The sequence below is a fragment of the Actinoallomurus liliacearum genome (assembly GCF_039542035.1).
Taxonomy (GTDB): domain Bacteria; phylum Actinomycetota; class Actinomycetes; order Streptosporangiales; family Streptosporangiaceae; genus Actinoallomurus; species Actinoallomurus liliacearum.
In genome coordinates this window covers 969,100-979,244 of sequence record NZ_BAABHJ010000008.1, presented here as the reverse complement: position 1 = coordinate 979,244, position 10,145 = coordinate 969,100, and the positions used below count along the sequence as shown (strand labels likewise).

Genomic DNA, 10,145 nt, shown 5'->3' with positions numbered 1-10,145 from the left:
CAAAGCCCGACACAAGATCGACCTCAGCCGAACGCCAAGATCTACCGGACAGGCCCTAGCCCGGCTACGTGCGAAGCTCGAAGCGCAGAGCGGAAACCCCTGACGACTCTCTCGCTGGTGCCCGGATCCGTGAGGTCGTCCTCCGCTCTTTCTGGCGCCCGGCGTGCATCTCCTCGGTGGTGTCGGAGGGCCGGGGGCTCGACGATGAGTCTTTGCCGAGCCCCCAGGGCCGCTATCGATGACTTCGGCGATGGTCTACGTCAGAAAAGTCATCCGGAGCGCGTAATGATCCATCCGTCGAGGACGTTGCGTCGTCAGTAGCGGTAGGTGTGCACCGAGTCGAACTGGTAGGGGCCCACGAATCCGCCTTCGACGTGGAATACGCCGGAGCGAGTGCTGGGGTTGTGCGCCGCAGGCGTCTCCACACTGTTGCGCGTCGTCTTCTCGACGCGCTTGGTCAGCCGGTGGTGCGGGGCGTCGATGAAGGAGATCTTTGCGACGGTGGTTTCCGGCCGCGTGGCGTACTTCTTGAGCTTCACCGTCTTGACCCAGATGGTCCGGCACCGGTCGGAGACCAGGACCTGCAGTGTCCCGCCGGGGACGCCGTGCACGTCCTCGTCCCCGCCCGTGATCTTGTACGAAGCGGCCAGACGCGGCTGAAGCTTGCCGTGCGCCTCGGTGCAGGCGGCGCGGTCGGAGCTCGAGCCGATCGCCGTCGCCGTGTCCCTGGCCTGCGCCGACGCGCCCAGCGTGGTCGTCATGGCGGCACCGCCCGCGATCGCGGTCGCGGCGAGCAGCCCGGTCGTCCGGCGCGTGAACGTGCTCTTCATCTGTGTCCTCCGTGTCGGTGGTTCGTTCGTCACTGCTTCTTCGCCGGTGTCTCGGATCGCTTTCACGGTCTTTTTCGTCAGATCCCGGGCGGGCGACCGTGATGCCGCTGCGGGCGCACGGTCGGTGCCGTGGTGGAGGCCGTCGGTGAGGGCCGTCCGTGAAAGCGCCGGTGGGCTTCGGCGAAGAACCGGTGATGACCGACCAACCCGGAGGTTCCCCCCATGACAGCGCGCGTGACGTGAGCGCACCGGCCCGGACCCGCGAGTCGCCCGAGCCGGCCACGGCGGACACGACCGGCTTCACCGACCTGTACGACCGGTACTTCCATGACGTCTATCGCTACGTCGCAGGCCGGCTCGGCCCCGACGCGGCCGACGACATCGCCGCGGACACCTTCGTCATCGCCTTCCGTAAACGCGACAGTTTCGACGTCGCCCGCGGTGTCGCGCGGGCCTGGCTGCTCGGCATCGCGACGAACCTGGTCGCTCAGCATCGCCGCAAGGAGGTCCGCCGCTATCGCGCCATGGCCCGCGCGACACCCGACGATCACACCGACAGCCACGAGAGCCGGGTGATCGACCAGGCCGACGCGGCGAGGCTCCGGCCGCAGATCGCCAAGGCACTGGCCGGCCTGTCGACCGGAGATCGGGACGTCCTGCTGCTCGTCGGGCTCGGTGCCCTGTCACACGACGAGGTCGCGCAGGCGCTCGGTATCCCGTACGGCACGGTCGGGTCCCGGCTGAGCCGGGCTCGTAAGAAGGTACGCGCGGCTCTAGGGCAGGAAGGACGACTCAATGGATGACCTGCAGATGCTCCAACTGGCGTTGACGGAGAACGAGCCGTCGGCCGATGTGGTGGCCGACGGCCGGGAGCGGCTCCGCAACGCCCACCGGAAGCCGGACACACGACGCTCACGAGCATGGCTGCGCCCGCGCGTGGGCTTCGCCGGACTCGGCCTGACCGCGGTCGCGGCGGCCGCCGCGCTCGTCGTGGGGCTCGCCGGGCCACCGACGCCGAGTCGTACGCCCACCGGCCCGCCACGGGTGTTTCCGGCCCGCGCCATCCTGCTCACGGCGGCGGAGAAGGCGGCGCAGGAACCGATCGGCCGCTACTGGCGTACTCACACCATCGACGGCCAGGCGTACCACGTCGGTCCGGCCGGCGGCGGCTACCAGATCGCTCCCTTCGCGGAGACCGACGAGTGGCATTCCCGGACGGGCCGCGACAAGAGCGTGATGTGGGAGCGTGAGCTCGGCACCCGGCCGGTCACCCCGTCCGACCGCGAGGCATGGAAGCGGGCCGGGTCGCCCAGCCACTGGACCGTGCCGTCGAACGACGTCATGCGACGGCTGACGGCGGCGGGCGGTCAGTGGCAGCCCGACCACGACACGCCCGTGCAGAACAGTGCGGAGATGGAGAAGATCGCGACCGATCCCGCCAAGCTCAGGAAGCAGCTCGCCGTCGCCGCGGACCCGACCGCGGTCGCCGGAGCGTTCGACTCGCTCTTCAACGGCCAGTCGATCCTGACGGAGATCCCGCTGTCGCCGAAGGCGCGGGCGGCCTTCTTCCGGACTCTCGCGGAGGTCCCCGGGATCCGGCTGCTGCCCCATGTCCAGGATGCCCGTGGCCGCGACGGCATCGGGCTCGCCGCGCGCAGCACGATGCGGGACGGCAGCGGGACCGTCTACGACTATGAGGTCATCCTCGATCCGAAGACGTACCAGATCATCGGCGACCAGAACGTGGTCGTCCAGGCCGGCGGGGTGGACAAGGGCATGCGACCCGGCACCGTGCTGCACAGCACCGTCGTGCTGTTCGCGGGCTGGACCAACGAGACACCGCACCGCGGCTAGCGGGCAAGGGCCGGCCGAACGCCTCCGATCGCCCCGGCGATCGCAGGCGTTCGGCCGGCCGCGGCCCAGTGCCGCCACAGGGGTGTACGACCTTGGGGTGGACGGGTGGGCGGCGTCATCCGTTCGGGGGAACGCGGAACCCGCCGCAGGGGCGATGTAAAAGGATCAACCGGGCCGGATCATGAGCCCGAGGTGATCTCCATGAGATGGAAGCTCGTCACATGCGCGGTGGCATCGCTCACCGCACTCCCCCTGGCCGTCGTCGTACCGGCGGGGGCCGCGCCCACCGGGCCCTACCGGGCCGAGATCCGGCGGACGGCGTACGGGATCCCGCACGTCAAGGCGGCCGACTACGCCGGTCTCGGGTTCGGGGAAGGGTACGCGTTCGCCCAGGACAACCTGTGCGTCATGGCGTCGCACCTGGTCACGCTGGCCGGGGAGCGGTCGCGGTACTTCGGGCCGGACGCCGCGACCGACGATCCGCTGGTGAGCACGTCGAACCTCGCCAGCGACGTGTACCAGCAGGCCGAGCTGCGGTCCGGCACCGTACGCCGGCTCATCGCGCAGCCCGCGCCGCTCGGGCCGACGCGGGAGGTGCGGGACATCGTCCGCGGCTACGTCGCGGGCTACAACCGCTACCTTCGCGACACCGGCGTCTCCCGGCTCCCCGACTCCACCTGCCGGGGTGCCGCGTGGGTGCGGCCGATGACGGAGCTGGACGTCTACCGGGACATGTACCAGGTCACGCAGATCGAGGGCGTCGAGCAGGCCATCGACCCGATCGTCGACGCCGCGCCGCCCACGGCGGGCAAGGCGGTAAGGACGAAGCCGCCCGTGCTGCCGAAGGCGGACGCCGGCAGCAACGCGTACGGGCTGGGCCGGGGCGCGACGCGCGGCGGCACGGGCGGCATGGTGCTGGCCAACCCGCACTTCCCGTGGGCGGGCGTCGGACGGTTCTACCAGGTGCAGCTCACGATCCCCGGCCGGCTGAACGTCAGCGGCGTCGCCCTGTACGGGACGCCGCTCGTCGAGATCGGGCACACCGAGCATCTCGCCTGGAGCCACACCGTCTCCACGGCCGCGCGGGCCACGTTCTACCGGCTGACGCTCGTGCCCGGGGACCCAACTTCGTACGTCGTGGACGGGCACCGCGAGGCGATGACCAAGCGGACCGTGACGGTCCAGGTGCGCGGCAAGGACGGCCGACTCGGCAGCGTGAGCCGGACGCTGTACGACTCGCGGTACGGGCCCGTGGTCGCGGACGGCTGGACGACCACGAACGCGTACGCGATCCGGGACGTCAACGCGCGCAACGTACGGGCGATGAACACCTGGCTCGCGATGGACCAGGCCGACAGCGTCGCGCAGTTGCGCAAGGCGCAGGACACTTACCAGGGCGTCCCGTTCACCAACACGATCGCGGCGGACTCGACCGGGCAGGCGTACTACGCCGACGCGTCGGTCGCCCCGCACGTCACCGACGACCAGCTGAAGAGCTGCGCGGTCGACGGCCCGGAGCTCGCGCTGGACGGGTCGACGTCCCGCTGCGCGTGGGGCAGTGACCCGGACGCGATCGAGCCGGGCATCTTCGGGCCTTCTCGTACGCCGCGCCTGTCCCGTACGGACTATGTGACCAACTCGAACAACAGCCCCTGGCTGACCAACCCGGACGCGCCGCTGACCGGGTTCCCGCGGATCTTCGGGGACACGGGCACCGAGCGGTCGCTGCGGACCCGGCTCGGCCTGGACATGGTGAAGCAGCGGCTCGCCGGAACGGACGGGCTCGGACCGCGCGGCTTCGACCTGGCGAGCCTTCGGCGGACCATGCTCGGCGACCGCGACCTGAGCGCCGAGCTGCTGCGCGACCAGCTCGTGGCCTACTGCCGCGCGCATCCGACGCTGACCGCGACCGACGGAACGTCGGTGGACGTACGCTCCGCGTGCCGGGTCCTGGCGGCCTGGGACCTGCGTACCGACACCGGCAGCAAGGGCGCCGTCCTGTGGCGGGCGTTCTTCTTCGCCGCGGCGGCGTCACGGCTGTTCCGCACGCCGTTCGACCCCGCGCACCCGGTGACCACGCCGCGCGACCTGAACACCGCCGATCCGGGCGTCGGCCGTGCCGTCGCCGACACCGTCCAGCGGATGACGGCGCTGAAGGTGCCGCTGGACGAGCCGCTGGGCGCCGCGCAGCGGTACGCCGGGATCGCGATCCCCGGCTGCCCGGGCGCCGAGGGCTGCTTCAACGCCATCTATCCCGCGAGCCTGCCGCTCCAGGCCGACGGCACCTACTCCGACGTGACCTCCGGCTCGAGCTTCATCATGGCCGTGTCCCTCACGCCGGCCGGACCACGGGCGTCGACGATCCTCACCTACTCCGAGTCGGCGAACCCGAGCTCGCCGCACCACACCGACCAGACCCGCCTGTTCTCGGCCAAGCGGTGGGTCCAGGACCGGTTCGCCGACGCCGAGATCGCCGCCGATCCGGCGTACCGCACGACCCGCGTCACCGGCTGACGCGCCGCGCGGCGTCCGCCGGGGACCGTCCCCGGCGGACGCCGCCGCACGTTCGGTTGACCTCAACTTTGGTTTAGGTCGTATGGTCCCCGTCGAGAAGATTCGCGTAAGAGGGGGAGCCAGATGATTCTGATCACCGGGGCGACCGGCAACGTGGGCCGGCATCTCGTCACTCGTCTCTCGGCGTCGGGTGTCCGCGTCCGTGCGCTGACCCGTGACCCGGAGGCGGCCGGGCTGCCCGCCGGGGTGGAGACCGTGGCGGGGGACCTGGGGCGGCCGGAGAGCCTGGAGGCGGCCCTCGAGGGCGTCGACTCGGTGTTCCTGGTCTGGCCGTTCCTCGACGCCGAGGGCGCGCCCGCCGTGCTCGACGCCATCAAGCGACGAGCCCGCCGCGTCGTCTACCTGTCCTCCCTCGGCGTGGACGACCGGGCCGAGCGGCAGGCCGACCTGATCAACCAGTTCCATGCCGACCTGGAGCGCGCCATCGAGCAGAGCGGCCTGGGCTGGACCTTCCTCCGGGCCGGGACGTTCGCGGCCAACACGCTCGGCTGGGCCGAGCAGGTCCGTACCGGGGACGTCGTCCGCTATCCCTTCGCCGGCGAGAAGGCGATCATCCATGAGGCCGACATCGCGGCCGTGGCGGCCCGTGTGCTGACCGAGGACGGCCACGACGGCGCCAAGTACGTCCTGACCGGTCCGGAGGCGCTGACCACGGCCGACCGGGTCCGGATCATCGGCGAGGCCGTCGGCCGTACGCTGCGCTTCGAGCAGACCACGGCGGAGGCGGCGCGGGCGTCGATGCTGGGCGACGGCTGGCCGCCCGCGCTGGTGGACGCCCTGCTGAGCGGGCCCGACGACCGGCCCGCCGAGGTGACCGCCACGGTCGGGGAGCTCACCGGCACGCCCGCGCTGACGTTCCGCCAGTGGGCCGCGGAGCACGCCGACGCCTTCCGCTGAAGAAAGCGCGGCGCGGCCGGCTCACCGGCCGCGCCGCCACGGGGGTCAGTTGCGGCCGAGGGCGCGGTACTCCCAGCCCGCGGCGCGCCAGACGTCGGCGTCCAGGGCGTGCCGGCCGTCGACGATCCGCTTGTGCCGGACGACCTCGCCGAGCGCGGCGGGGTCGACCTCGCGGAACTCGGCCCACTCGGTCAGCAGCACCACGACGTCGGCGTCGCGCGCGACGTCCAGGGCGCTGTCGCCGTAGCGGAGCTCCGGGTAGGCGCGGCGGGCGTTGTCCAGCGCGGCCGGGTCGAACACCCGTACGTAACCGCCCAGCCCGTGCATGGTGCGGGCCACGTCGAGGGCGGGCGCGTCGCGGATGTCGTCGGAGTTCGGTTTGAACGCCGCCCCCCACGCCGCGATGTTCGCCCCGGCGAGCCGGCCGCCGAGCAGTTCGCGCACCAGGTCGACCGTACGGGCGCGGCGGCGGCGGTTGATGGCGTCGACCTCGCGCAGGAACGACACGGCCTGGCCCACGCCGATCTCCTCGGCCCGGTGCGCGAAGGCGCGGATGTCCTTGGGCAGGCAGCCGCCGCCGAAGCCGAGGCCGGGGCGCAGGAACTTCCCGCCGATGCGGTCGTCGAGGGCGAGCGAGTCGGCCAGGTCCTTGATGTCGGCGCCGACCGCCTCGCAGACCTCGGCCATCGCGTTGATGTAGGAGATCTTGGTGGCGAGGAAGGAGTTCGCCGCGACCTTCACCAGCTCGGCGGTGGCCAGGTCGGTGCGGACGACGGGCGTGCCCAGGTCCAGGATCGGGGCGAACGCCGCGCGCAGCCGCTCGTTCGCCCAGTCGGTGGCGACGCCGAAGACGAGCCGGTCGGGGCGCATCGTGTCCTCGACGGCGAAGCCCTCGCGCAGGAACTCCGGGTTCCACGCCAGCTCGACCTCCGTGCCGGCGGGCGCGAGCTCCTGCACGAGGTGGGTGAGGCGGTACGCGGTGCCGACCGGCACCGTCGACTTGCCGACGACGAGGGCGCGGCGCTCCAGATGCGGGGCGAGCTCGCGGACGGCCGACTCGACGTAGGTCAGGTCGGCGGCGTCGGAACCCGGCTGCTGCGGGGTGCCGACGCAGATGAAGTGGACGTCGCCGAACGCCGCCGCCTCCTCGAACGACGTGCCGAACCGGAGGCGCCCGGAGTCGAGCGCCTTCGTGAGGAGCTCGGGCAGGCCGGGTTCGAAGAAGGGCACCTCGCCGGAGGCCAGCTTGGCGATCTTCTTCTCGTCGACGTCCACGCCGAGGACCTCGTACCCCAGGGCGGCCATGCAGACCGCGTGGGTGGCCCCCAGGTAACCGGTGCCGATCACGGTGAGCCGGGGTAGCTCGGTCGGCTTCGGGTTCATGCAGTTGTCTCCTTGATTCACTTGTTGACGCACGTGCCGTCCTTGGTGAGCCGACCGCCGCTCACCTTGTTGTCGCAGAGGATCGTGTTGCCGCCGGCCGTGTCGTTGATGCCGACACCGTTGCCGCCCGCCAAGTCGATCTTGTTGCCACGGAACATGTTGCCGGTACCCCACCCCTTGACGATCCGGTGGGTCTGGAAACCGTCCGCTGTGCCCGGCGACGGCCGGACGATTCGCGGTCGGAGCGCGCCGGTCCGGCGACCGCCTCCGGCCACCTGTGGCCGCCCCGTGCCGATGGAGGAGTGAAAAGTGGTGCGTGGGTTACGTTCGCAACGTTGGGGTTAACCGTTTTGGCAGGAGTTGAGCCGATGTCTGATGAACTGTCCCCACCGGCCGAGCGCCCCAAGATCGACACCTCGGTGCCGCACTCGGCCAGGATCTTCGGCTACTGGCTGGGCGGCAAGGACAACTATCCGGTGGACCGGGAGGCCGGGGACCGCGTCCGTGAGCTGTTCCCGCAGATCGTCGACCTGGCGCGGATCGGCCGCTACTTCCTCGGCCGCGTGGTCCGGTACCTCGCCGAAGAGGCCGGCGTCCGGCAGTTCCTGGACATCGGGACCGGCCTGCCGACCGTGGACAACACCCACGAGGTCGCACAGCGGGTGGCTCCCGACGCGCGGGTCGTCTATGTGGACAACGACCCGCTCGTCCTCGCGCACGCCGAGGCGCTGCTGACCGGACTTCCCGAGGGCGCGACGGAGTACATCCACGCCGACGTGCGCGAGCCGGAGAAGATCCTGGCGGAGGCGGCCCGGACCCTCGACTTCGACCGGCCCGTCGCGGTGATCCTCATGGGGATCCTCGCCCACGTGGAGGACTACGACGAGGCGCGGTCGATCGTACGTCGCCTGCTCGACCCGCTGCCGCCCGGCAGCTTCCTCGCGATCCGCGACGGCGTCGACACGGACCCGGCCTACCGGGAGGCGCTCCGCCAGTACAACGCCACCGGCGCGGTCCCGTACCACCTGCGCAGCCCGCGGCAGCTCGCCGGTTTCCTCGACGGCCTCGAACCCATCGAGCCCGGGGTGGTGTCGTGCCCGCTGTGGCGGCCGGAGGTGTCGCCACTGACCCCCGAGGAGGACGTCGCCCTGTACGGCGGCATCGGCCGCAAACCCTGACCCGCCGTCCGCGCCGTTGAAACGGCATGGTCGATCATTGGCGTTCGCTGCGCTCTAGCCCCAGTGGACGCCAGTGAAAGCCTGGCAAGGCCGGTAGCGCCGCCCTTGCCATCAGCTCCCGAGGCGCTTGCGAAGATCGGACAGCAGACCGTCCGCGGGCTGCTCGGGCGTGACGGACAACGACCACCGCGCGGACTCGGCGGCCCTTACGAGAATCAATCCGGGCCCACAGAACCGGGCGCTTTTGAGGTTCTCGTCCGAGTAGCTGTAGAGCAGGCTTTCGGGCCTCCTGCTGAACCTGCACCACTCTCGGCGGCGGTGCTTCTTGAGACAGCGGTATTCGACCCTCCACGATTGCGAGGTGTCGATGTGGATGCCGAGAACGGCCGGCGCGTTCGACCGGTGGACGAGCACCTCCGCGCCGGTTCCCTGGTACTCGCGCGGCAGTTCCACGGCCTCGCTGAGCGGGCGTAGCCGGACCGTCCATGACCCGGTGCCCGGTCGGATGTCGGACGGCGCGATCCGCAGGTGCGTGGGAGCGTCGTACCTGTCCGGGGTGGTGGCGAGGTAGAGGCGAGCGCGCCCGCCGCCCCCCATCTGGTGGAGGTCGACGGTCTTCGGCTTGGCCTCCTCCGCCGGGACGAGCACGGCGTCGAAGTGGGTGAATCCGGTACCGTGCCTGGTCACCTCCATGATCGCTCCCTGGCCTGGCTCGGGCCAGTCGATCGGGATCAGGTAGGTCCGCTCGTTGCTCCCGGAGTAGGAGAACCGCTCCTTCTGGAACGGCTGCGGAGCAGGCGGCTCGCCGCGGTCGCGCGCGGCGCGCGAGACGTCGATGGGCACCGGCAGCCCGTGGGCGCGGGCGTCGAGCCGGACGAGGGCGTTCCTGGCGTAGGTCAGCTCCTGCCGGACCCGCTCGGCGTCATGGGTGTCGAGCGCGGCCCTGGCGTTACCGTAGGAGTCGAGCGCCCGCCGATAGTCGGCCAGCGACTCCGGCCGTACGTCCGGCGCGGCCGGATCGAAGGTGAGCTGGGCGATCTCTTCGCCCAGCTCGGTGACGACCTCGGCGAGTTCCGCGATCCGCCGATCCCGCTTGCTCATGCGCCCATCCCGGGCGACGGCTGTCAGCTCCGGCGGTGACGGAGTGCGCGTCACCCGGACGACGAGCAGGAAGACCAAGACGCTGGCGACACCCAGCACATAGCCGAGCCCGACCTCCACGACGGCCCTCCTGACCGACGCACGCTCCGGGACGAAGCGCAAGGTCGGCTCATCGTAGCCCCCCAATCCCGAACCAACCGGGGACCGGCCGTCATCGGTCGCCGGGGCGGTGGCGGGTGACCGGGGGCCGCACGGCGAGGGGAACGCGGCCGCGCCGTACGGCCGGCGTCGCGATCAAACTCGCGGCCCACCGCACCGTCACTGCGGC

General features: G+C 71.2%; 9 protein-coding genes. 5 read left to right on the top strand and 4 right to left on the bottom strand.

Translation table 11 applies throughout. The features are described from left to right. Window positions 1-314: 314 nt before the first annotated feature. Complete coding sequence (locus ABD978_RS19430) at window positions 315-830, bottom strand: hypothetical protein (RefSeq protein ID WP_345355880.1); 516 nt, start codon at window positions 828-830, stop codon at window positions 315-317. Between the two features lie 194 nt (window positions 831-1,024). Between ABD978_RS19430 and ABD978_RS19425 the strand changes: the two genes are divergently transcribed. The 4 genes from ABD978_RS19425 (at window position 1,025) to ABD978_RS19410 (ending at window position 6,155) form a co-directional block, all read left to right on the top strand. Continuing rightward, a complete protein-coding gene (locus ABD978_RS19425; RefSeq protein ID WP_345355877.1) occupies window positions 1,025-1,633 on the top strand; it encodes an RNA polymerase sigma factor in 609 nt (202 codons plus the stop codon). Next, window positions 1,626-2,684 (top strand): CU044_5270 family protein, encoded by a 1,059-nt coding sequence (locus tag ABD978_RS19420; RefSeq protein WP_345355874.1) that lies wholly within the window; start codon window positions 1,626-1,628, stop codon window positions 2,682-2,684. The genes ABD978_RS19425 and ABD978_RS19420 overlap by 8 nt, the downstream gene beginning before the upstream one ends. Window positions 2,685-2,885: 201 nt before the next feature. Then, window positions 2,886-5,198: a penicillin acylase family protein gene (locus tag ABD978_RS19415; protein ID WP_345355871.1), complete on the top strand. Its 2,313-nt coding sequence runs from the start codon at window positions 2,886-2,888 to the stop codon at window positions 5,196-5,198. Window positions 5,199-5,321: 123 nt separating this feature from the next. Further along, window positions 5,322-6,155 (top strand): NAD(P)H-binding protein, encoded by an 834-nt coding sequence (locus ABD978_RS19410; RefSeq protein ID WP_345355868.1) that lies wholly within the window; start codon window positions 5,322-5,324, stop codon window positions 6,153-6,155. 45 nt (window positions 6,156-6,200) lie between these two features. On the opposite strand, the gene ABD978_RS19405 is transcribed toward ABD978_RS19410, so the two are convergent. Both ABD978_RS19405 and ABD978_RS19400 read right to left on the bottom strand, forming a co-directional pair. Then, window positions 6,201-7,538, bottom strand: a complete 1,338-nt coding sequence (locus ABD978_RS19405) for a UDP-glucose dehydrogenase family protein (RefSeq protein WP_345355865.1) — start codon at window positions 7,536-7,538, stop codon at window positions 6,201-6,203. A 17-nt stretch (window positions 7,539-7,555) separates the two neighbouring features. Continuing rightward, window positions 7,556-7,696 (bottom strand): hypothetical protein, encoded by a 141-nt coding sequence (locus ABD978_RS19400; protein WP_345355862.1) that lies wholly within the window; start codon window positions 7,694-7,696, stop codon window positions 7,556-7,558. Window positions 7,697-7,906: 210 nt separating this feature from the next. Between ABD978_RS19400 and ABD978_RS19395 the strand changes: the two genes are divergently transcribed. Continuing rightward, a complete protein-coding gene (locus ABD978_RS19395; protein ID WP_345355859.1) occupies window positions 7,907-8,716 on the top strand; it encodes an SAM-dependent methyltransferase in 810 nt (269 codons plus the stop codon). Window positions 8,717-8,827: 111 nt separating this feature from the next. Here the strand turns inward: ABD978_RS19395 and ABD978_RS19390 are convergent, their stop codons facing one another. Continuing rightward, entirely contained in the window at window positions 8,828-9,937 is a 1,110-nt protein-coding gene (locus tag ABD978_RS19390; protein WP_345355856.1) for a hypothetical protein, read from the bottom strand. Between the last annotated feature and the right edge of the window lie 208 nt (window positions 9,938-10,145).

Bases quoted from the DNA above. Each gene is read 5' to 3' on its own strand.
- ABD978_RS19430 (WP_345355880.1), bottom strand. From the start codon at position 830: ATGAAGAGCACGTTCACGCGCCGGACGACCGGGCTGCTCGCCGCGACC.
- ABD978_RS19425 (WP_345355877.1), top strand. From the start codon at position 1,025: ATGACCGACCAACCCGGAGGTTCCCCCCATGACAGCGCGCGTGACGTG.
- ABD978_RS19420 (WP_345355874.1), top strand. From the start codon at position 1,626: ATGGATGACCTGCAGATGCTCCAACTGGCGTTGACGGAGAACGAGCCG.
- ABD978_RS19415 (WP_345355871.1), top strand. From the start codon at position 2,886: ATGAGATGGAAGCTCGTCACATGCGCGGTGGCATCGCTCACCGCACTC.
- ABD978_RS19410 (WP_345355868.1), top strand. From the start codon at position 5,322: ATGATTCTGATCACCGGGGCGACCGGCAACGTGGGCCGGCATCTCGTC.
- ABD978_RS19405 (WP_345355865.1), bottom strand. From the start codon at position 7,538: ATGAACCCGAAGCCGACCGAGCTACCCCGGCTCACCGTGATCGGCACC.
- ABD978_RS19400 (WP_345355862.1), bottom strand. From the start codon at position 7,696: ATGTTCCGTGGCAACAAGATCGACTTGGCGGGCGGCAACGGTGTCGGC.
- ABD978_RS19395 (WP_345355859.1), top strand. From the start codon at position 7,907: ATGTCTGATGAACTGTCCCCACCGGCCGAGCGCCCCAAGATCGACACC.